Annotated in this window: 19 protein-coding genes; 8 read left to right on the top strand and 11 right to left on the bottom strand. The window is 72.3% G+C overall.

The genetic code is table 11. The features are described from left to right. Positions 1–2: 2 nt before the first annotated feature. Entirely contained in the window at positions 3–1313 is a 1311-nt protein-coding gene (locus tag G472_RS0118050) for a CitMHS family transporter (protein ID WP_029009484.1), read from the bottom strand. Positions 1314–1792: 479 nt separating this feature from the next. Between G472_RS0118050 and G472_RS38905 the strand changes: the two genes are divergently transcribed. After that, on the top strand, positions 1793–1993 hold the full coding sequence (locus tag G472_RS38905; RefSeq protein ID WP_156927170.1) for a hypothetical protein: 201 nt from the start codon (positions 1793–1795) through the stop codon (positions 1991–1993). A 66-nt stretch (positions 1994–2059) separates the two neighbouring features. Next, a complete protein-coding gene (locus tag G472_RS0118045; protein ID WP_029009483.1) occupies positions 2060–2983 on the top strand; it encodes a LysR family transcriptional regulator in 924 nt (307 codons plus the stop codon). A 71-nt stretch (positions 2984–3054) separates the two neighbouring features. On the opposite strand, the gene G472_RS38900 is transcribed toward G472_RS0118045, so the two are convergent. Beyond that, positions 3055–3288 (bottom strand): hypothetical protein, encoded by a 234-nt coding sequence (locus tag G472_RS38900; protein WP_029009482.1) that lies wholly within the window; start codon positions 3286–3288, stop codon positions 3055–3057. A 276-nt stretch (positions 3289–3564) separates the two neighbouring features. Between G472_RS38900 and G472_RS34105 the strand changes: the two genes are divergently transcribed. Together G472_RS34105 and G472_RS0118030 are read left to right on the top strand one after the other, a co-directional pair. Next, entirely contained in the window at positions 3565–3777 is a 213-nt protein-coding gene (locus tag G472_RS34105) for a hypothetical protein (protein ID WP_035692916.1), read from the top strand. A 168-nt stretch (positions 3778–3945) separates the two neighbouring features. Beyond that, positions 3946–4170: a hypothetical protein gene (locus tag G472_RS0118030; protein ID WP_029009481.1), complete on the top strand. Its 225-nt coding sequence runs from the start codon at positions 3946–3948 to the stop codon at positions 4168–4170. Positions 4171–4177: 7 nt separating this feature from the next. On the opposite strand, the gene G472_RS34100 is transcribed toward G472_RS0118030, so the two are convergent. Together G472_RS34100 and G472_RS34095 are read right to left on the bottom strand one after the other, a co-directional pair. Next, a complete protein-coding gene (locus G472_RS34100; protein ID WP_051340980.1) occupies positions 4178–4945 on the bottom strand; it encodes a hypothetical protein in 768 nt (255 codons plus the stop codon). Between the two features lie 5 nt (positions 4946–4950). Next, entirely contained in the window at positions 4951–6024 is a 1074-nt protein-coding gene (locus G472_RS34095) for a Do family serine endopeptidase (protein ID WP_035692914.1), read from the bottom strand. Positions 6025–6150: 126 nt separating this feature from the next. Here G472_RS34095 and G472_RS38205 point away from each other — a divergent pair, with 126 nt between their 5' ends. After that, entirely contained in the window at positions 6151–6453 is a 303-nt protein-coding gene (locus G472_RS38205) for a hypothetical protein (protein ID WP_084536745.1), read from the top strand. 9 nt (positions 6454–6462) lie between these two features. Here G472_RS38205 and G472_RS37390 read toward each other — a convergent pair whose 3' ends face one another. After that, a complete protein-coding gene (locus G472_RS37390) occupies positions 6463–8751 on the bottom strand; it encodes an ATP-binding response regulator (RefSeq protein WP_051340979.1) in 2289 nt (762 codons plus the stop codon). A gap of 166 nt (positions 8752–8917) precedes the next feature. Here G472_RS37390 and G472_RS34085 point away from each other — a divergent pair, with 166 nt between their 5' ends. Continuing rightward, positions 8918–9877 carry a protein phosphatase CheZ gene (locus G472_RS34085; protein WP_035692912.1) on the top strand — a complete coding sequence of 320 codons (960 nt, stop codon included), beginning with the start codon at positions 8918–8920 and terminating at the stop codon, positions 9875–9877. A gap of 6 nt (positions 9878–9883) precedes the next feature. Next, entirely contained in the window at positions 9884–11152 is a 1269-nt protein-coding gene (locus G472_RS0118005) for a pentapeptide repeat-containing protein (protein ID WP_029009480.1), read from the top strand. A 9-nt stretch (positions 11153–11161) separates the two neighbouring features. On the opposite strand, the gene G472_RS34080 is transcribed toward G472_RS0118005, so the two are convergent. The 5 genes from G472_RS34080 to hemC all read right to left on the bottom strand — a co-directional run bounded on the left by G472_RS34080 (position 11162) and on the right by hemC (position 17307). Further along, positions 11162–12322: a sensor histidine kinase gene (locus G472_RS34080; protein ID WP_051340978.1), complete on the bottom strand. Its 1161-nt coding sequence runs from the start codon at positions 12320–12322 to the stop codon at positions 11162–11164. Positions 12323–12486: 164 nt separating this feature from the next. Continuing rightward, positions 12487–13872, bottom strand: coding sequence for a heme biosynthesis protein HemY (locus G472_RS34075; RefSeq protein WP_051340977.1), 1386 nt, complete (start codon positions 13870–13872; stop codon positions 12487–12489). After that, complete coding sequence (locus G472_RS37385; RefSeq protein WP_029009479.1) at positions 13872–15500, bottom strand: mitofilin family membrane protein; 1629 nt, start codon at positions 15498–15500, stop codon at positions 13872–13874. The genes G472_RS34075 and G472_RS37385 overlap by 1 nt, the downstream gene beginning before the upstream one ends. 117 nt (positions 15501–15617) lie before the next feature. Beyond that, positions 15618–16370 carry a uroporphyrinogen-III synthase gene (locus tag G472_RS34065; RefSeq protein WP_035692910.1) on the bottom strand — a complete coding sequence of 251 codons (753 nt, stop codon included), beginning with the start codon at positions 16368–16370 and terminating at the stop codon, positions 15618–15620. Positions 16371–16380: 10 nt separating this feature from the next. Continuing rightward, entirely contained in the window at positions 16381–17307 is a 927-nt protein-coding gene (gene hemC, locus G472_RS0117980; protein ID WP_029009478.1) for a hydroxymethylbilane synthase, read from the bottom strand. A gap of 149 nt (positions 17308–17456) precedes the next feature. Between hemC and G472_RS0117975 the strand changes: the two genes are divergently transcribed. After that, positions 17457–19202, top strand: coding sequence for a ShlB/FhaC/HecB family hemolysin secretion/activation protein (locus tag G472_RS0117975; RefSeq protein ID WP_029009477.1), 1746 nt, complete (start codon positions 17457–17459; stop codon positions 19200–19202). Positions 19203–19337: 135 nt separating this feature from the next. On the opposite strand, the gene G472_RS0117970 is transcribed toward G472_RS0117975, so the two are convergent. After that, positions 19338–20075: a DUF928 domain-containing protein gene (locus G472_RS0117970; RefSeq protein WP_084536742.1), complete on the bottom strand. Its 738-nt coding sequence runs from the start codon at positions 20073–20075 to the stop codon at positions 19338–19340. Between the last annotated feature and the right edge of the window lie 126 nt (positions 20076–20201).

The following is a 20201-nucleotide window of genomic DNA, read 5'->3' as shown; positions in this document are numbered from 1 at the left end:
GTTCAGAGAGAGAAGACCCCGAAGACGAGGCAAGCAATGGTCATGACGACCGACGTTGCCCAGAGGAAGAGGAAGGTGAACTTCTGATGCTCGGCCAGATCGATGTTGCACAGCCCCACCAGAAGGAAGGTGGCGGGCGTCAGCGGGCTGACCGGGAAGCCCGTCGTCATCTGGCCGAGGACGGCGGCTTGGCCCATCTGGACGGGATCCAGCCCCATCACCTTGCTGGCCTCGGCCAGGACCGGCAGGATGCCGAAGTAGAAGGAGTCCGGATCGAACAGCATGCTCAGCGGCATGGAAATCAGGCCGAGGATGACGGGCATGTGCTGCACCTGATCCCTCGGAAGATGGGCGGCGGCGAAGCTGGCCATCTCCGTCAGCATCTTGGTGTCCTTCATGACACCGGTGAACACGCCGGCCGCCAGCAGGATGGAGGCCATCATCAGGGCGGCCCTGGCGTGGGCGTCGATGCGCTCGCGCTGGGCCTTCATGTCCGGATAGTTGATCATCAGCGCCAGGATCGTGCCGACCATGAAGCAGATCACCGGCTGCGCGACTTCGGCGATCATCGTCCCCAGGACGGCGAGCACCAGCGCGATGTTGACCAGGAACAGCTTCGGACGGACCAGCTTCTGCTCGGCCTCGCTCAGGGGCGGCCGGGTGTACTCGATGTCCGCTGCCGAACCGGCGCCGGTGAGCGCCAGACGCTTCTCCTCGCGCCGTCCCAGCACCCAGGCGCAGAGGAAGACGAAGAGCAGGCCGGTGATCTGGACCGGCATGACCGGCAGATACAGATCACCGATCGGCACCTGCAGGGATGTGGCGGCGCGCAGCGTCGGGCCACCCCAGGGAAGCATGTTCGCCGTGCCCGCCGCCATGGCGACCACGCAGGCGAGGATGCGCTTGTCCATCTTCAGGCGGTCGAACAGCGGCAGCATCGCCGGAATGGTCACGAGAAACGTCACCGCGCCCGAGCCGTCCAGGTGGACGATGGCGGCCAGAACGGCCGCGCCCACGACGATGCGGGACGGCCGCACGCCGACGGCGCGCAGGATTCCGTCGATGATCGGGTCCAGCGTTCCCGCGTCCTTCACGATGCCGAAGAACAGAATCGCGAAGACGAACATGCCGACGACGGGCGCGATGTTCCGGATGCCGGAGACCGCGAATTTTCCGGTGTCGGCGACGGAGAAACCGGCAAGAAGGGCGGCGAGGATCGGTATGACGATCAGTGCCGCCATGGGTGACAGTCTCTTGCTGAGAATGCCAGCCAAGACGAGTACGATCGTCAGAAGCCCGGCTAACGCAATCATGGACACCTCCTTATATACAACACCAACTCTGTGGGTTGTGTATTCTTTGCGAGCGCGAAAGCGCCGTCGCCTGATTGCGTGATGCTTGGCTTATGGCAACCATGCCAAAGCCTCATACGCCCGGTGATCGCGTGAATTTTTCAAGCATGACGTCGCGTATTCGGTTGATGACCCCGCTTGATTGGCGTGACGTGCCGTTCATGCCGGTGGCCAACAACCCCGCTCAAATGGAACATTACCGGCCGGAATTTCATAATAGAAATTAATTTATGGTATTACAGTGATCAGCTTTCTTAATTTGTTTCCCCACTCGGCACGGCACGGTGTCCGGCCGCCGGACGGTCGGGAGCGGTACCGAAACGGCGGATTTGCGGGGCGCCGGCGGGGGATGTCCGGCAACCGGCCAACGGTCGGCACCGTGGGCGGATATCCGTTGCGGCGGCATGTGCCGCGGCGATCGGTGGGCCGGAGAGGGGCGGATGGCGAAATGCCGCAGCATGGCCTTCGGCATGACCCTGCAACCCGGCCAGGGCGGTGACATCGGGCCGATGGGTTCGGCGGCGCAGAAAAATACGGTGATGCCCGAAGGTTCTCCTTTGCCAAATTCCTTGAGAATTGCCGCGACATCACAAACCCTGCGAAACATTCATGACTTTGAAATTGAGACGCGGTGCGATTGACAGGCTATCGTTTCTATATTAGTTTCTCTATGGAACTGAAGGCGTAACGGTTATTTGGCATCTGCTATGATTCAGGGGCTCCGCCATATCAAGGCTTTCCTCGCGGTCGCACGCACCGGCAATTTCACCAAAGCCGCCGCGGAACTCCATGTTTCCCAACCCGCCCTGACGGTGCAGATCCGGCAACTGGAAGAGGCGCTGGGCGTGAAGCTGTTCGATCGCAACAAGCGCCAGGTGATGCTGACGGAGGCCGGAAAAGACCTGATGCCCCCTCTTCAAAGGGTTCTGGTCGATCTGGAAGCCGTGATGAACTCCTCCCATGACCTGGCGGGACTGAAGCGCGGCACGGTGACCGTCGCGACGCTGCCGTCCGTTGCCGCCGGCCTGCTTCCAAGGGTCATCCGGCGCTTCACGGCGGAATATCCCGGGATCAGGATCCAGGTCGTCGACGTCGTGGCCGATCACATCGTCAGGCTGGTCAGGTCGGAGGAGGTTGACTTCGGTGTCGGCCCCCGCGTGCGGCCGGAGCGGGAGATTGAATTCACCGATCTCCTGACGGACAGCATGTGCGCCTTCTTCCCCGCCAACCATCCCTTGCGGACGTCGGGCGCCCTGACACTGCGCGATGTCGCGAAACATCCTCTCATTCTGACCGCGCGGGACAGCAGCGTGCGCGCCCTCGTGGACCGGGCGCTGGAGAAGGACGGCCTGGCGGTGAACCTCGTCTGCGAAGCGAACTACATGTCCACGGCCATCGGCATGGTGCGGGCCGGGCTGGGTGTGTCCATTCTTCCCGAGTCGGCCATTGACTCCGCATCGTGCGAGGGGGTGTCCATGATGCCGATCCGGACCCCCGGATTGACGAGAAAGATCGGTGTCATCCGCAAGAACGGCCGAACACTCTCACCGGCCCCGGCCAGGTTCCTGGACATCCTGCGCGGGGCGGTTCGCGAACCGGTTCCGCACTTCGGAAGCGTTCCCTCCGCTTGAACGGCCCCGGACCGTGAAACCGCCGGGGCCGGCGGCCGTGAAAGCGACGACCGCCCGGACGGGGCGCGGCGCTACCGGTCGTGGCCGGTGCGGCACACCAGGTCCGACAGCGCCAGCCCCGCCCGGGCCGCGGCGGCCCGCAGCGCCTCGGGCGTGGACCAGAAGGTGCGCCCGTCCAGTTCCGCCAGCGCGCCGCCGTGCCGCACCACCCAGACGTCCGCGGTTTGCAGATGGATCACCCGTCCCAGCGTCGGGGCCGGCGTGTGCGCGTTGCGGGGAAGCGAGGCATGGGCGTTTGGCGGCATCGGGGCGATCACTCGGCGGTCTGGTCAGGGGTGAAAGGGATGCCGCCGCGCCACCGCCCGGTTGCATCACCTGGCGTTCATGTACCGGGTCGCCCATTCCTCGTAAAGTGAAACATCGAAGTAATCTCAATATTCCCCGAAGCGGTTAAAAGCCATAAACGAATTGTGGGGTATCGTATGCGGTAATGCCATCGATATCGACTTCCATCCCCATGAAACCGTCGGCCCGATCACCGGTTGAAGCAAATTGGTATCAACCCGAAACCGGAGGAAACCATGGCTGCCAAGGGCAATGAGGGTGAAGGCAACCGCACCGCCGACCGTCATTACCGCGAGGGGGTGCGTGATCATGTGGAGAACCATGACGTCGAGGGTGACGCCCGGCGCGCCCGCGACGCCGTCGACGGTCCCCAGGGCGAGGACCTGCGCCGCGCCGAGGAGGCGGGCAAGGCCCGCTCAAAGGGAGAGGACCCCGCGCTGAAGAAGTGACGGCGAGCGGATGGCGGGGGGCGGGGGGCGTGCGGCGACGCTCCCCCTCCCCTGTGTCCGTCCGGCACCACCCCGTTCGATCGGGGGCTCCACCCCAAATTCGTCACGGCCGCGGCCGCGCCGGATCCCCAAAACTCTGGTCATCGAACCACAGAAACGGGTTGGAGCATGTTCAAGTCATCCGCAATCGTCCTCGCCGCCGCCCTGCTTCTGGCCGGCTGCCAGGGGCTGTCGCACCGTGAGAACCGCGCCCTGACGGGGGCCGCCGTCGGCGGTGCCGGCGGTGCGCTGATCGGCGGTGTCACCGGCGGCAGCGCGCTGGTCGGCGGTCTCGTGGGTGCCGCGGGCGGTGCCGCCGTGGGCGCCCTGACGGCCCCGGAAGGCAAGCGCTGAGCGCGCGTTACTGAAAATCGTCCAGCGTGAGCTGGCGAACCTCGGGCGGCCGCTCCGGCGCCGCCGGCGGTGCAGCCGGCGGCGGCGCCGGCCGTGCCGCCGGGCCGGCCGCCGGGGGCGGTGCCGCGGGCCGGCCGCGGGCCGCCTTGATGGGCTTGTTCACCGACCCCTTGGGGCCGACGCTGGGCAGGTCGCCGAAGTCGGGCAGGGGCGGGATGCGGGCCATCACCGCCCGCATCAGCTCGGCGATGCGGTCGGCCTTGCCGCGCAGGGCCAGGCCGCGCTCCCCCTCGTAGCGGGGATCGTCCAGGAAGCCGCGGATCGCCAGCAGGCCGCGCAGCTCCAGCCCGCACATCTCGTGGGTGCCGATGGGCAGGTGCTTGACGCGCACGAAGATGGCGAAGAAGGCCGCGCTCTCCTCCACGAACACCAGCACCATGCGGGCGTGCAGCCGGTCCAGGGCGGTGGCGAGCGGTGCCGCCAGGTCGGGCGGCAGTGCCTCCAGCTTCTCGTCCGCCAGGGCGGCCAGCGCGAAGAAATCACGCACCTTGCGGGTGAAGCGGCGGTAGCGGGTCAGGCCGCCGACGCTGACGCGGTCGCGGGCCGCCGCCGCCAGGTCGCCCGCCGTGCGCAGCATCTCGTCCAGGCGGATCAGCATGGTCGCCGCCTCGCGCCGCCGCGCCGCCGGGTCGGGCGGGGCGGCGGCCGGTCCGGGGCGGCCGGGCGGCTGGCCGCGGGGGGAGCCGGCGGAGCGGCGGGACGGTGGAAGCGGCATCGACCTCACTTCGCGGTGCGGACGGTCACGGTCTGCGGCGTGCCGCCGCGCAGAAAAGTCAACCGCACCGGGGTGCCGATCCGCAAGAGTCCGATGCGGTTGCGCAGTTCGGTGCCGCTGGCGACGGGCTGATCGTCCACCGATATCACCACGTCACCCGGCCGGATGCCGGCGCGGTCGGCGGCGGAGCCCCGCTCCACCTGGGCGATCACCGCTCCCGCCTCGCCGGTGACCTGCAGGGCGTCGGCCAGGTCGGGCGTCAGGTCCTGGATGGCGACGCCCAGCCGGCCGCGCCGGACCTCGCCATGTTCAACCAGTTGGTCCATCACCGCGCGCACGATGGCCGCCGGCACGGCGAAGCCGATGCCGACGCTGCCGCCGGCCGGGCCGATGATGGCGGTGTTGATGCCGATCAGCTCGCCCCGGAAATTGACCAGCGCCCCGCCGGAGTTGCCGGGGTTGATGGAGGCGTCGGTCTGGATGAAGTCCTCGTAGCCCTCCACCCGCAGCCCGCTGCGGCCCAGGGCCGAGATGATGCCCGACGTCACCGTCTGGCCCAGGCCGAAGGGATTGCCGATGGCGACCACGAAGTCGCCCACCTGCGCGCGGTCCGAGTCGCCGAAGCGCAGCGCCGTCAGGCCCGCGGCTTCGATCTGCAGCAGCGCGATGTCGGTCGCCGCGTCCGATCCCACCAGCCGGGCGCGCAGGCGGCGCCGGTCCTTCAGGGTGACCTGGATCTCCCGGGCATTGGCGATGACGTGGTGGTTGGTGATGACGTAGCCGCGCGCCGCGTCGACGATGACGCCCGACCCGGCGCTGGCCTGGGGGCGCCCCTGCGGCATGTCGGGGATGTTGAAGAAACGGCGGAAGAAGGGATCGCGCAGCAGGGGATTGTCGTGCTGGGGAGCCTGCGAGATCACCGCGATGTTGACCACCGCGGGGGTCACCGACTCCAGCATGGGGGCGATGGTGGTGGTGCCGTTGACCGCCGCCGGCAGGGCCGCCGTCGCCGGGTTGCCGCCGATGCCCGCCGCCAGGGCCAGCGCCAGGGCCACCATCAGCCCGCGTCCTGCGTTCATTCCACTCTCCCATGCGTTACGGCGCGCGAAATTTGGGTGAAACGGGGTGTTGATTCAAGCCGCGGAGGGCGCAAGCTGCCGGAAGAGCCGCCGCGTTCGCGACGGCCGCGCCCGAGGAGAATCGGCATGACCACGCCCGCGCCTTATCCGAACGCGCCCTGGCCGGCGCTCGCCGTCCTGCGCTGGTGGGCCGGCTTTGCCCGCGCTACGGCACCGCTCCTGCCGGCCGGCGTGCTGGTGGCCGCATCGCCCTTCCACTGGGCGCCGCCCCTGTGGGTCGGCGCGTTCATGGCCGGTGGCGGAGCCGGCCCTGCTGCCCCCGCCGGAGCGCCCGCGTCCCGGTCGGAGCCGGCCCCGGCACCGGAACCCGTACCGGCACCCCTCCCGCCGCCCGCTCCGGCCCGGCGACGGCGGCGGGCATCGGACTGACGGCGGCTGTCACCGCCCGCCGCCCGCCGGCGGTCGCGTCAGGTCGGCGATGGCGGCGTGCAGGTCGGCCGGCCCGGTGGGCTTGTGCAACAGGCGCAGGCCGTGGTGGTCGGCCCGGCGCAGCAGGGACGGATCGGTGTCGCCGGTGAGGATGGCGGCGGGCAGGCGGCGCCCGAAGCGCACACCCAGGCGCCGCACCAGCTCGATGCCGTCGAGTCCGCCCGGCAGGCGGAAATCGCTCAGCACCAGGTCGGGCGGTCCGGACAGGCGGACGGCCAGGGCCTCGTCGCCGTCGCCGGCCGCGGTGACCCGGTGTCCGGCGTCCTCCAGCAGCCGCACCAGTGCCGCGCGCTGGTCGGGGTGGTCCTCGACCACCAGGATCGACAGGCTTCGCCGTGTGGCGGCGGGGGCGGCGGCGGAACGCGGCGGCGGCAGGGCCAGCGGCCCGGCTGCGGCGAAGGGCACCGTGACGGCGAAACACGAGCCGCGGCCGGGGCGCGAGCACACCGTCACCGGGTGGCCCAGCAGGGCGGCGGTGCGCCGCACAACCGCCAGCCCCAGCCCCAGGCCGTGGCGATGGTCGCGCTGCGGGTTGGCGATCTGGACGAAGTCCTCGAACACGCACTCCAGCTTGTCGGCGGGAATGCCGACGCCGGTATCCCACACCTCGATGCGCAGGGCGCCGCCGCGCCGGCGGCCGGCCACCAGGATACGCCCCGCGGTGGTGTAGCGCACCGCATTGCCCAGCAGGTTGCCGAGGATGCGGCCCAGCAGCATGGGGTCGCTGTCGACGATGGCCGGGCAGGGGCGGCAGGTCACCCGCACCCCCTTGGCCGCCGCCGCCTCCTGCACTTCGGCCAGCTTGGCGTCCAGCAGGTCCTGCACCGGGAAGGGGGAGCGCACCGGCCGCACCGTCCCCGCCTCCAGGGTGGACACGTCGAGCAGGGCGTTGAGCAACGTCTCGCCGGAGGTGAGGGCGGTGCCCAGCCGCTCGTGCAGGTCGCGCCCCTTGGCATCGGCCAGGTGGTCGGCCAGCAGGTGGTGATAGAGCCGGGTGGCCTGGAAGGGCTGGCGCAGGTCGTGGCTGGCGGCGGCCAGGAACCGGCTCTTGGCGGCGTTGGCCTGCTCGGCCTCGCGGCGGCGGTCCGCCTCGCGGGCCAGCAGCCGTTCGCGCTCGGCCGCGGCAGCGCCCAGTTCCCCGGCGGCGGTCGCCAGGGCGGAGCGCAGCTCGTTCACCTCGCGCGCCGCCGAGGCGGGCAGGGGCGGCACCGGGGCGCCGGAGCGGGCGGCGGCGGCCAGGCTGCGCAGCGGTTCGGCGATGCGGCGGCCGATGCGCAGGGCCAGCAGGCCGGCCAGCAGGGTCAGCGCCGTCCCCGCCAGCAGGGCGGTCCACACGCTTTCCCACAGGGGCCTCTCGACCACCGTGCTGGGTGCGGCGTAGGCCAGCGTCCAGCCGCTGAGCGGCGAGCGGCGGAAGGCCAGGGTCACCGTATGCCCCTGCAGGGCCATCCCTTCGGCGATGCCGGCCTCGGCGTCGGCGGTGGCGGCGATGTACCAGTCCGGCGCGCGGCGCCCCACATAGTCGATGGCGTCGCGGGCGCGGGCCAGCACCGTGCCGCCGCCATCGACGACGACGCCCAGCCATTCCGGCGGAACCCGGTGTTCCTGGAGCATGCGGCTCCACCGCGCCGCCGCGAGGGTCACACCCAGGACTCCGTCCACGGGCCCCTCCGCGGCGCCCTCCCGGCGCACGGGCACCGCCAGCGCCACCACCGGCGAGCCGCCGGCCGGCGCCGGCAGCAGGTCCGATACCATCATCCGGTTCCCGATGATGACGGCGCGCACCGTCGCCGCCACCGCCGCACCGGCCGCGGCGTCGGGCGCCTCCCCGGCGCGGACCAGCGTGTGGCCGTAGGGGTCGGTGAGGAACAGGGAACGCCAGGACGGCTGCGCCGCCATCAGCGCCGCCGCCGTGGCGGCGAACCGTTCGGGGTCGGCGGCCGGCAGCCCGCCGGCCAGCATCGCCGCCTCCAGCACCGCCGCCACGCCGCCGATGTCGGCGTCGAGCGCCAGTGCCAGGGCGCGGGCGGTCTCGTCCAGGGAGCGTTCCAGGGTGGCGCCCTGGACGTGCGCCAGGCGCACGCTCAGCACGCCGGCCAGGGTCACCATGGGCAGGGTGACCGCCAGCACCAGCGCCACCAGGTGCCGGCGCACACCCCAGCCGGCGGGCGCGCCGGGGGCATCGGCGGCCGCAGCATCGCGGGGACGGGGGCCGGCGGGAAGCAGGTAACGTTTCATGAACGCAACGATGTATCCCGGATGAGACGGATCATAAGCGACATTATGGGGCCGGCGCACACTTGTCGCTGCCTGAGTGCAGCGGCGCGGCTTTACGCACCGCCGGGGGAAGGATAGAGTCCGCCCAGCGGACGAACCATGCAACCCGCCCTTGCCGGAGCCGGGGATGACCGATATGCCTCTGCTCGAGATCAGCGAGCAGGAATACCTTCAGGTTGAAGAAGCTCTGTCGCAAACAGCCCGCGGCAGGGCCTTCCTGCGCATGCGCGATCGCCGCACCCGTCTGGCCGCCGTGGACGACTTCCAGCGGGTTGCCCTTCACCTGAAGGCTCAGGTGGACCGGCTGGGCGCGCTGCACGGTGCCGCCTCCGCCGGGCGCGCCGCCGTTGCGGCTCCCGCCCCCGGTCCCGGCGACGGCGCCCTGACCCGCATCCAGGAGGAGCTGAACGCCATCGGCCGCTTCGTGCAGCAGGCGCGCAGCGACATCGCGGCGCTGAAGCCGTCGGACAACGGCGCCAACCGCATCATGGCCGCCACCGCCGAACTGGACGCCATCGTGGCCGCCACCGAACGGGCGACCAGCGACATCCTGAACGCCACGGAGCGGATTCTCGACTACGCCTCCCGCATCCCCCGCGACGACCCCGACTGGGCCGAACTGGGCGGCGGGATCGAGGCGCAGTGCATCGACATCATGACCGCCTGCTCGTTCCAGGACATCACCGGCCAGCGCACCACGAAGGTGGTCAACACGCTGCGCTACATCGAGCAGCGCGTGAACACCATGATCGAGATTTGGGGGGTCGACCGCGCCGCCCTCGGATTCGGCGACGGCGAGGTGGCGGCCCACCGCAAGCTCAACGACGACCGTCCCGACGCCCATCTGCTGAACGGTCCGCAGCTCGAAGGCCACGGGGTCAGCCAGGGCGAGATCGACGCCATCTTCGACCAGATGGCCACCAGCATGCCCGAGGTGCTGGAGCGCGAGGCGCCGGCTCCGACTCCCGCCGCGGCCCCGCCGCCACCACCACCACCACCACCACCACCACCTCCTCCTCCTCCGGCCGCGCCGCCGGGCGAGGTGGAGAAGTTCTCGCAAGACGACATCGACAAACTATTCGCCTGACGGACCATGGCCTACGACGGCAAGCTCAGGACACGCATCCGCCTCACCCAGGAGCAGTTGGACCGGGTCTGCGAACGGCATGCCCGCTTCGCCGACGGCCGGCCGGGCGGAGCGCGCGCCAACCTGCCGTTCTTCGACCTGACCGGTCTCGACCTCTCCGGCCGCAACCTGGCCGGCGCCAACCTTTCCGGCGCCATCCTGCGCGGGGGCCGGCTTCAGGGTGCCATCCTCGACCACGCCGACCTGTTCGGCGCCGACCTGCGCAACGCCGATCTGCGCAACGCCCGCCTGTTCCGCACCGACCTGCGCGGCGCCAACGTGCGCGGCGCCAACATGGAAGGGGCGGCGCTGGTGGAGGTGGACCTGCGCGACAGCAGCACCGTCTCCAAGCAGAGCACCGCGGAGACGAAGGTGGTCGGCTTCATCCCCGGCCCGGCCGACCTGTCGACGGCGCGGGTCACCAACGCCGACCTGTCGCGCGCCCGGCTCACCGGCAGCCTGGCCCGCTCCGTCGACTTCACCAACAGCTCCCTGATCGGGGCGCGGCTGGACCGTTCGGACCTGCGCGACTGCACCTTCGTCGGCACCGATCTGCACGGCGCCGATCTGACCGACGCCGACCTGCGCGGTGCCAGCCTGGACGGCGCGTTCATGAACGAACTGGACCTGACCGCCGCCGTCCGCACGGACGAACAGGCGGCGGCGGCGGAGGCGCGGCAGCCCGCCTCCCCGCACCACCCCCCGGTGGCCGCGCCGCCCCCGGACGGCACCGTGGTGGTGTTTGCCGAGATGCAGCGCCAGCACATGCTGTGGCTCGGCTCCGGCGGCAAGGTCGGGCGCCGGATGGACCTGTCCGGCCGCAACCTGGAAGGCGCCAACCTGACCGGTGCGGTGTTGACGCTGGCGGTGGGCAGTGAGGTGAACCTGCGCAACGCGGTGCTGGCCGGCGCCCAGCTCCAGGCTGTCCGCTTCGACGGCGCCGACCTGCGGTCGGCCGACCTGCGCCATTCCGACCTGCGCGGCGCCACGCTGGACCGCGCCATCCTCATCGGCGCCGACCTGGAGAGCGCCAACCTGTCGGCCCTGGTGATCGCCGGGGCCAAGCAGACGCTGCACACCTCCCTGGTGCGCGCCCGCCTTGCCGGCGCGTCGCTGATCGCGGCGGACCTCCGCCGGGCCGACCTGTCGCGGGCCGACCTCACCGGCTGCATCGCCACCGACGCCCGGCTGGACGGCGCCATCCTGGACGGCACCCGCGGCGGTCCCGAGGGCTGAAGGATACCTCTACCGGTCCACCGGGGGGAACCGCAGGGTGGCGGTGGTCCCGCCGCCGGGCGTGCCGGCCAGGTCGATGGAGCCGCCGTGACGCTCCATCAGGGCACGGGCGATGGTCAGGCCCAGGCCGGCGCCCTCGTAACGGCGGCCGGGACCGGCGTCGAGCTGATGGAAGGGTTCGAACACCCGGTCCACGGCGTCGGGCGGGATGCCGATGCCCGTGTCGGTCACCGTGAGCAGCAGCGTGCCGTCCGACCCCATGGCCACACCGATGCGCGCCTCGCCGCCGGGCGGGGTGAACTTCACGGCGTTGGAAAGCAGCGTGACGAGGATGGTCATGACCGCGCCGCGGTCGGCGTGAAGGCCGACCGGCAGCGCCCCGGTGTCGTCGACCAGGGTAACCCCGGCCTTGGCCGCCCGGTCGCGCACCATCTGAAGGCAGGACCGCACCACGGCCCCCAGATCCATGGTTTCCGGCATCAGCCGCTGCTCGCCCGCTTCGATCCGCGAGACGGCGAGGACGTCGTTGATGATCCCCAGGAGGTGACGCGCGCCTTCGGTGATGTCGGCGGCGAACTCCCCGTACTTCGGATCGCCGAGCGGCCCCAGGGCGCCGTCGCGGATCAACTCCGAAAAGCCGATGATGGCGTTGAGGGGGGTGCGCAGCTCGTGGCTCATGGTGTTGAGGAAAACGCTCTTCGCCCGGGCCGCCGCCTCCGCCCGCGCCTTGGCCTCCAGCAGCGCCCGCTCCTGCGCCTTGCGTTCGCCGATGTCGCGCAGGTGGATGGCGACGTATGGTGTGCCGTTCACCGGCGTCCGGGTCAGCGTCATCTCCGCCGGGAAGGCGCTGCCGTCGGCCCGCAGGCAGGTCGTCTCGACCCGGTGGCCGTTCACGGCGCCGCCGGGTCCCGGGCAGGTGGCGACCGCCCGCCGGAACGCCTCGCGTCCGTCGGGTGGGACGATCAGTTCCTCGACCGGGCGTCCCGCCGCGGCGTGGCGGTCGAAGCCGAGGATGCGCTCGGCGGCGGCATTGACCGTCACCGGGCGCCCGTCGGCATCCATGACGAGGATGGCGTCGAGCGCACCGTCGACGATGGCCCGCGGCAGGGCATCGGTTGGATGTTCGGGGGCCGGGTTCTCGGGCATGGCGTCGGGGGGATCGGACGTCATGCGCATCCTGCGGGTTGGGGGTGGCCGGGATCGGTTGTCCGGCCGAGCTTAGGGACTCCCGCAGGGCGAATCCAGACGGCCAAACGACGCGGGGCCCCTCCTCCGCCGTGCGGACGAGGGGCCCCGGTGATCGCCGCGCTGTGGCGGAACGCGATGGGCGGTGGTCAGCGCGCCGGTTCGGGGACCGCGGGCAGCGTCCCGATGGCGGTGGGCAGGGCCGGGGCGGGGCCGGTGACCGCATCCGCCGGTGCCGGGTGCAAGGCCACCGTCGGCTGCTTCCAGTCCAGGCTGTCGAAAGCGCTGCAATGGCCGCACAGGCCGGCCCAATCGCGGCTGACCGCGCCGCAGGAGCGGCAGGTCCAGGCCGGGTCGGCGGGGGCGGAAGCGGCCTGGACGAGCCAGGCGCGCGCCGCGTCCTCGTCCTGGTGCTCGCCCCGCTCCAGTTCGGCCAGAAGGCGGTGGATGCGGCGCGAGGGCTGCAGCTCCATGGCCTTGGTCAGGTGGGTGCGGGCCTCACCCCACAGCTTGGCGTCCAGGCAGGCGCGGGCCAGCGCCAGATGGCTTTCCACGTGGTTGGGGGACTGGGACAGCAGCTTCTGGAACATCTTGACGCGGGCCAGCGGGTCGTAGCCCTCCAGCACCTGGCGGTAGACGTCGGCCAGTTCCGGGTGGGGGAGCAGGCGCCAGGTCCGCTCCACCACCTTGGCCGCCTGCTTCAGCCGGTCGCCGCCGGCCAGCAGGCCGGCCAGACGGGCGGCGGCCGGCACGAAGCCGGGCAGCAGGTCGTGGGCCGCCCGGGCGTGGTGCAGGGCCGAATCGGAACGGCCGCGGCGCTCCGCCTCGAAGCTGCGTTCCAGCAGCAGGGCGGCGCGGTGGTGCCGGCCGTCCTCTGGGGTGACGGCGCCGGCCCGGACGGCCGCCTCGAGCGTCGCTTCCGCCGCGGCCCAATCGCCGGAGCGCGCCTCCAGATCGTACAGCGTGGCGAGCAGCCACGGGGTGTCCGGCTGGATCTGCCGCGCCCGGCGGGCCAGCGTCAGCGCCTCCACCCGGTCGCCCTTGCGCAGCGCCTGGGTCAGCAGGCCGCGCAGGCCGAGAAAGGCGGTCTCCGGACGCTCCAGCATGGCGGTGAAATAGCGGCGGGCGGCCGCGTCGTCGCCGGTGAGCTGGGCGGCCTGGGCCGACAGCAGCATGGTCAGCGGCGGCTCGTTCAGCAGCCCGTCGGCCTTGCGCGCCATGGACCGGGCGGTGCCGGCGTCGCCGGCGGCGACCGCCACCAGCCCCTTGGTCAGCGCCTGATAGCCGCGTTCGCGCCGGCGCGTGCGGCGGTAGCGGCGCAGGGACGACGGCCCGCCCCACACGGCCCGCCACAGGCGGTACAGCAGGGCTGCCAGGCCGAGCGCCGCGACGGTGACCAGCACCGCCACGCCGACCGAGGTTTCCACCACCCAGCCCTGCCAGGCGATCGCCACCGTTCCGGGCCGTTCGGCGAGCCAGACGGCGATCGCAACGACGATCGCCACCTTGATGAGGAACCAGAGGGCGCGGGCCATCAGCGGGCTCCTTCGCCCAGCAGGGCGATGGCGCGGCCGGACAGGGTGTTCATGGCGGTGTCGGCGGCCAGGCGGGCGCGCGCCGCCTGCACCCAGTCGGCCGCCACCTCGGCGGCCGGGCCGCGCAGGGTTTCCAGCTCCCGCACGGCATCGGTGAGGCTGCCCTCGCGGACCGCCGCCTCGGCGCGGGCGACCACCGCCTCGGCGCTGTCACCCACCACGCCGCCGCCCTGGCGCCGCACGGTGACCAGCGTCGACACGGTGCCGCGCACCTGGTCCAGCCAGTCGCCGCCCTCGCCCCGGATGTCGGCGCGCACGATGCTGCTGCCCAGCGGCTCGAACCGCTCGGCCAGTTGCGGCCGGGTCGGGATGCCCCGGTCGGCGTACGGCGCGACGGCGTCGAGCGCCCCCGCCACCGCGTCGTCGCGGATGCCCAGGGACCGCACTGCATCCAGCTCCTGCCGGAACGGCTGGCCGGCGGCGAGCGCACTGCGGAGCTGGCCGGCGGCCAGCACCAGCGCCTGCATCGCCGCCTCGCGGTCGTTGCCCGCCTGCACCCGGCCGGCAAGCTGCTCGACCTCCTGACGCAGGCCGGCGAGCTGTTCGACCTCCTGCCGCAAACCGGCGAGACGCTGGTCGAGCTGTTCCGCCGCGCGGGCGTTGGCGTCGACCGCGGAAAGCCGGCCCTCCAGCGTTCCCACGCTGTCGCGCAGGCCCGTCACCGCGTCGGCGAGCTGGCCGACGCGCGGATCCGGCGCCGGTTCGGCGGCCGCGGCGGGTTCCGCCGGCCGGTTCTCCAGGGCGGCGACCCGTTCGGCCAGGGCGTCCAGGGCGGCCGGGTCGGCCCCTCCGGCGGCGGTCCCGTTGCCGGCGGCCGGGGCCGGCCGCTGTTCCAGCTCGGCGAGACGGTCGGCCAGCGCCTGCACCTCGCCCGGTGCGACCCCGGCCGCCGGAGCGGGCCGGCTCTCCAGGGCGGCGATGCGGTCGTCGAGGGTGCGGATGCGCTCGCTCAGCACCGGGTCCGGCTCAGCCGCGACCTCGGCCTGCCAGCCGGGGACGTGGGGCGCCCACCAGCGCTCGGTGAGCGCCGCGGTGCCGACCAGCAGGGCGACCAGCGACACGAACGTTGCGAAGCCGGCGCCGCCGGACCGGGTGTCCTGCGTGACCACCGGCGTCGGCGGGGAATAGGGACGCTCTCCGGCGGCCGTGGGTGTGGCCGTGGGCGGGGTGGCGGCGGCGGCAGCGGGCGCCTCGTCCCGGTCCTGCGGCTCCGGCGCGGCGGCCCCGGTCTCCGGCACGGTTCCGGCGGCGTCGGCCGGTTCGCCGGTCGGCGGGGAGCGGTCCTCTGCCGGGGTGGCGGCTTCGAGGTCGGCCTCGTCCAGCGGGATGCCGAACTTGACGGCGGCGGCGCGCAGGTCGGGGTGGCGCGACAGCGGTATGGCGCCGCGCTTCTTCCAGCCCTGCACGGTGGTGACCGGCGTGTCGAGCTTGTGGGCCATGGGGCGGATGCCCCCGAACCGCTCGATGATGCGTTCGACGGCGGCACCGTCGGTGGCGGACGGGGACTCCGACGGCGTCTGGCCGGTCGGTTCCCCCTCGGGGTGATCAGAGCCTGGGCGAGGGGTCATGAACTGCCTTCTTGGTCGCGCTTGGTCGCGTTCTTGACTGATTCACGTCTTGAATGGTTCAACGGCAACCGGGCCGCGGCGTTGGATGCGCCGCAGCCTCGTCCGCGTTCGGAACCCCTACGCCGCACCGCCGCTGCGATCCGGCAGCAAGGCGAGCAGGGAGTCCTGCTCCGGCCGTTCCGCCACCTGTACGCACCGCCAGGGGACCGGCTCCTCGCCGCACGTACGGGCAGCCTCCGCGACCGCGGGGCTGAGGCAGAGGAGGTCGACCGTACGACAGCGTTCGATCAGCCCGGCCTCACCGACCAAACTAACAAACGAACGCGCCGTACGGGGAGAGAAAATCAGCACGGCCCGGATGTGACCTTCGTCCAGGTCGTGCGCCGTTCGCGCCGTCAGACCGGCCGAAGGGAGGGCTTCGTACATGGCTTCGCGCCGTACGACGAAGCCCTTTTCGCCCAGCAGGCCCGCCAGATCGCCGGCCACCACGGTGCCTGCGACATGAAGAAGCGGCCCTTCCCCGGCGGGACAGCGGCGGGCCACCAGATCGGCCAGGGCGTACACGTCGCCGCCGGCACTTTCCACATGGCGGAAACCGGCGTCCGCCGCCGCCCGCGCGGTGGCGTCGCCCACCGCATAGACCGGCCGTTCGCGCCGGGCCGTACGCCGAATGAACGCCCGTACCCCGTTCGCGCTGGTGAACAGCAGGGCCCGTACGCCGTCCAGGCCGGGCTCCGGCCCGTCCAGCCAGGCGATGTCCAGCATCGGCTCCACCGACGCCTCATAGCCCAGCGCCGCCAGGCGCCGGGCCAGGGGGGCGGCGTCCTCCGCCGGGCGGGTGATCAGGACGCGGGTGCGGTCGTCGCTCACCGGCGCGCCGTCAGGTGCGGAAGAAGTCGGGCGGCAACTGCGCCTTGATCTCGGCGCCGGCGTCGGCCCCCATGGCGGCGGCCTCGGCCGCCGTGCCGGCGCGCCCGGCGCGGAACACCCGGCGACCGTCGGGCGACAGCACCTTGGCCTCCAGCGTCAGGGCGTCGCCGTCCAGGCGGGCCAAGGCGGCGATGGGCGTGCGGCAGGATCCGTCCAGGGCCGCCAGCAGCGCCCGCTCCGCCGTCACGCGGGTGGCGGTGGCGGGGCAGTTCAGGGCGGCCACATAGGCGCGGGTGCGGTCGTCGGCGCTGCGCGTCTCGATGCCGATGGCGCCCTGGGCGACCGCGGGCAGCATGACGTCGGGCTCCAGCACGGCGGTGATCCGCTCGGTCAGGCCGAGACGGCGCAGGCCGGCCAGTGCCAGCAGCGTGGCGTCCACCTCGCCGGCATCGAGCTTGGACAGGCGGGTCTGCACGTTGCCGCGCAGCGGCACCACCGTCAGGTCGGGGCGGCGTTCCAGCACCTGCGCCTGCCGCCGCAGCCCGGCGGTGCCGACCACCGACCCCGCCGGCAGGTCGTCCAGCCCGTGACCGCCGCGGGAGAAGAAGGCGTCGCGCGGATCCTCGCGGGGCAGCAGGGAGGCCAGGGCCATGCCGTCGGGCAGCCAGGTCGGCACGTCCTTCATGGAATGGACGGCCAGGTCAACGCGGCCGTCGGCCAGCGCCTCCTCCAGCTCCTTGGTGAACAGGCCCTTGCCGCCGGCCTCGGCCAGGGTACGGTCCAGGATGCGGTCGCCGGTGGTCTTGATGACCACGATCTCGATGGCGTCCGGGGCGGCGAGGTCGGGATGCGCCGCGGCCAGGCGGTCGCGGGTCTCGTGGGCCTGCGCCAGCGCCAGGGGGCTGCCGCGCGTGCCGATTCGCAGTGCAGTGCTCATGGACGATTTCTAGGCGATCCGCGCGCGTTTGCCTAGTGGAAGCGCCGGGATGCGCGCGACCGCCTGCCGGTGGCGATTGCTTTTGCCCGCCGCGGGCTTTGCCATTAAGTTGGCGCCCCTTCGATGCTCCCCGACCGCTGCGATCGCTCGTGACGCCGCCCCATGCCCGTCCGCCCCGGTGCCGCGCCTTCCGCCCGTCGTCGTCGGCGGCGCTGCTGCTGGCGTGCGCCCTGGTCGTGGCGGCGCCGCCGGGGGCGGCGCAGGGGATCGGCGTGCCGGCGGCCCCGCCGGCGGTGCGCCCCGGCGATGTGCGGCCGGCGCTGCCGGACTTCGCCGCACCGCCGCCCTTCACCCTGCCGCCGCCGCCCTTGCCGCCGCCGGCATCCGACACGCCGTCGTCCGGTGCGAGCGTCCTTCTGCGCGAGCTGCGCGTCGTCGGCAACGGCGTCCTGCCGCAGGAGACCATCCGCGCCGCCGCCGCCCCCTATGTGGGCCGCCGCGTCGGCGCGGCGGAGCTGGAGGCGCTGCGCCGCGCCCTGACCGCCCTGTACGTGGAGCGGGGCTTCGTCAACTCCGGCTTCGTCCTGCCCGACCAGCGGGTGGTCGACGGGGTGGTGGTCATGCAGGCCGTGGAAGGGCGGCTGACGGCGGTGGAGGTGTCGGGGCCGGAACGGCTCGACCCCGGCTACGTCGTCCGCCGGCTGGAGCGGACCGGCGGCGAGCCCCTGGACATCGCCGCCCTGCGCGACGGCATCGCCGTGCTGCTGCGCGACCCCATGATCGAACGGCTGGACGCGCGGCTGGAGCCCGGCCTGCGCCCCGGCGAGGGGGTGCTGGCGGTGCGGGTGGAGGAGACGCCGCTCGCCTCCGGCACCGTGACCCTGGCCAACGACCGCACCCCGGCCACCGGCGCCACCGCGGCCCGCGGCGACCTGCTGCTGCGCAACCTGTCCGGGGCCGGCGACCGCTGGTGGGCGCGGGCGGCCGCCACCCGCGGACTCACCGACGTCGGGCTGGCGGCCGACGTGCCGCTGGCGGCGGCGGGCACCCGGCTGCGCGTCGCCGTCGACCACACCGACGCGCGGGTGGTGGAGGCGCCGTTCTCCGTTCTCGACCTGGTCAGCCGCACCACCACCCTGGAGGTCGGGCTGAGCCATCCCGTGCACCGCACGGCGGTGGAGGACGTCAGCCTGGACGTCACGGCGGCGCGGCGGCGCAGTTCCACCTGGCTCCTGGGGGAGCGGTTCGGCTTCTCCGGGTCCGACGGAGTGGTGGACGTCAGCGTGCTGCGGCTGGGGCAGACCTGGACGCGGCGCGGCACCGACACGGCGCTGGCCGCCCGCTCCACCCTCAGCCTCGGCCTGCCTGTCCTCGGGGCGACGCGGTCGGCGCAGGGGGGCGATGGCCGCTTCGTCACCTGGCTGGGGCAGGTGCAGTTCGCCCGGCGGCTGACCGAAAGCGGCGCCCAGCTCATCCTGCGCGCCGACGCCCAGTTCGCCGACGGTCCGCTGCCGGCCATCGAGCGGTTCGCCGTCGGCGGCCTGTCCACCGTGCGCGGCTTCCGGGAGAACCTGCTGGTGCGCGACAACGCCCTGGTGGGCTCGGCGGAGCTGCGCGTGCCGGTCGCCCGTCTGGCGCCCGGTGGCAGCGATGCCGACGACGGCACCGTGCAGGTTGCCGCCTTCGTGGACGTCGGCCGCGCCTTCGACCGCGGCGGCGACTCGGCGGGTCCCGACCGGCTGACCGGCGCCGGCTTCGGCCTGCTGTGGTCGCCGACACGCCACATCGGCATGACCGTCTACTACGGCCACGGATTCGAGCGGGTGCAGATGCCGGGCCGCACCGATCTCCAGGACCGGGGCATCCATTTCCGCCTGACCGTGGTCCCGTTCTGATACCGACGGCATCAGAATGATGCCGTCGGTATCACCCTATCGATCAATGCAAAGCATTGATCCGTCGGGCTTCACGGCCGGAAACCAATGGAACGGATCTTTTTCCGGCCGTATGAGCGGGCCGGGGCCGGACGGTCAGCCCCTCGCCCCGTCGAACGCCGCCGCTTCCGGCAGGTCCACCTGGCGCAGGAGGTCGGCGCGCGCGGCGCGGGGGGCGGGGTCGGCGGGGTCGGCGGCGATCTGGGCTGACAGGATGGCCAGCGCGTCGTACCACAGCCCGGCTCCGGCCAGGGCGTAGGGCAGTTCCGCCGGGCGGGAACGGTTGAGGCGGGCGGCGAGGTCCTGCGGCAGGTCGACGCGCAGGATGGTGCCGCTGGCGAACAGGTCCAGCGACCGCTGTGCGGGGTCGCGCACCAGGGACACCGACCAGCGGTATTCCACCCCCGGCTCCAGGGTCACCCGGTGGGGACCGAGGGGGAAGGCCCAGATGCCGGGACGGACCGGACCATCGGCGGTGGTTTCCAGGACGGTGCGCTGGGTGCGTTCGTCGACCACGGTGATCTCCACCCGCGCTTCCACGGGGTGGGAGACGAACCAGTGGAGGGTCGGCTGGGCCAGCGTCGTCTCACCCGTGTCCGGGGGGGTCAGGGCGGCCACCAGCGGCGATCCGGCGACACCGCGCACGCTGCCGATGATGCGGGTTCCCGGCGTGCCGCGGCCGGTGGGACTGAAGACGATGGAGGTGGCGGTGGCGGGCGGGTGTGCGGCCATGCCGTCCGCCTCGCCCGCACCCGCCGGTGCCGACAGGCCCAACGCCAGGGCGACCATCGCCGTCCCCATGATCACCCGGACCGTTCCGGACCGATGCGTCATCGTGCCGATGCCTTTCCCGCCGAATCCGGTGCAGCGGTCATGCCGCGCCCACGGTTCGCATTCAAACCTGAGCGGGACCTTAGCATATCCGCACTGGTTGCGAAATAGGTTGAATTGATCGCGTAT

The organism is Azospirillum halopraeferens DSM 3675, from assembly GCF_000429625.1.
GTDB classification, from domain to species: Bacteria; Pseudomonadota; Alphaproteobacteria; order Azospirillales; family Azospirillaceae; genus Azospirillum; species Azospirillum halopraeferens.
Note: the sequence above shows the minus strand (reverse complement) of the source record. Positions and strands in the feature narration are given on the sequence as shown.

Bases quoted from the DNA above. Each gene is read 5' to 3' on its own strand.
- G472_RS38900 (WP_029009482.1), bottom strand. From the start codon at position 3,288: ATGCCGCCAAACGCCCATGCCTCGCTTCCCCGCAACGCGCACACGCCG.
- G472_RS38205 (WP_084536745.1), top strand. From the start codon at position 6,151: ATGACCACGCCCGCGCCTTATCCGAACGCGCCCTGGCCGGCGCTCGCC.
- G472_RS34105 (WP_035692916.1), top strand. From the start codon at position 3,565: ATGGCTGCCAAGGGCAATGAGGGTGAAGGCAACCGCACCGCCGACCGT.
- G472_RS34095 (WP_035692914.1), bottom strand. From the start codon at position 6,024: ATGAACGCAGGACGCGGGCTGATGGTGGCCCTGGCGCTGGCCCTGGCG.
- G472_RS0118030 (WP_029009481.1), top strand. From the start codon at position 3,946: ATGTTCAAGTCATCCGCAATCGTCCTCGCCGCCGCCCTGCTTCTGGCC.
- G472_RS0118005 (WP_029009480.1), top strand. From the start codon at position 9,884: ATGGCCTACGACGGCAAGCTCAGGACACGCATCCGCCTCACCCAGGAG.
- hemC (WP_029009478.1), bottom strand. From the start codon at position 17,307: ATGAGCACTGCACTGCGAATCGGCACGCGCGGCAGCCCCCTGGCGCTG.
- G472_RS0117970 (WP_084536742.1), bottom strand. From the start codon at position 20,075: ATGACGCATCGGTCCGGAACGGTCCGGGTGATCATGGGGACGGCGATG.
- G472_RS34100 (WP_051340980.1), bottom strand. From the start codon at position 4,945: ATGCCGCTTCCACCGTCCCGCCGCTCCGCCGGCTCCCCCCGCGGCCAG.
- G472_RS37385 (WP_029009479.1), bottom strand. From the start codon at position 15,500: ATGACCCCTCGCCCAGGCTCTGATCACCCCGAGGGGGAACCGACCGGC.
- G472_RS38905 (WP_156927170.1), top strand. From the start codon at position 1,793: ATGGCGAAATGCCGCAGCATGGCCTTCGGCATGACCCTGCAACCCGGC.
- G472_RS34075 (WP_051340977.1), bottom strand. From the start codon at position 13,872: ATGGCCCGCGCCCTCTGGTTCCTCATCAAGGTGGCGATCGTCGTTGCG.
- G472_RS34080 (WP_051340978.1), bottom strand. From the start codon at position 12,322: ATGACGTCCGATCCCCCCGACGCCATGCCCGAGAACCCGGCCCCCGAA.
- G472_RS0118045 (WP_029009483.1), top strand. From the start codon at position 2,060: ATGATTCAGGGGCTCCGCCATATCAAGGCTTTCCTCGCGGTCGCACGC.
- G472_RS34085 (WP_035692912.1), top strand. From the start codon at position 8,918: ATGACCGATATGCCTCTGCTCGAGATCAGCGAGCAGGAATACCTTCAG.
- G472_RS0118050 (WP_029009484.1), bottom strand. From the start codon at position 1,313: ATGATTGCGTTAGCCGGGCTTCTGACGATCGTACTCGTCTTGGCTGGC.
- G472_RS37390 (WP_051340979.1), bottom strand. From the start codon at position 8,751: ATGAAACGTTACCTGCTTCCCGCCGGCCCCCGTCCCCGCGATGCTGCG.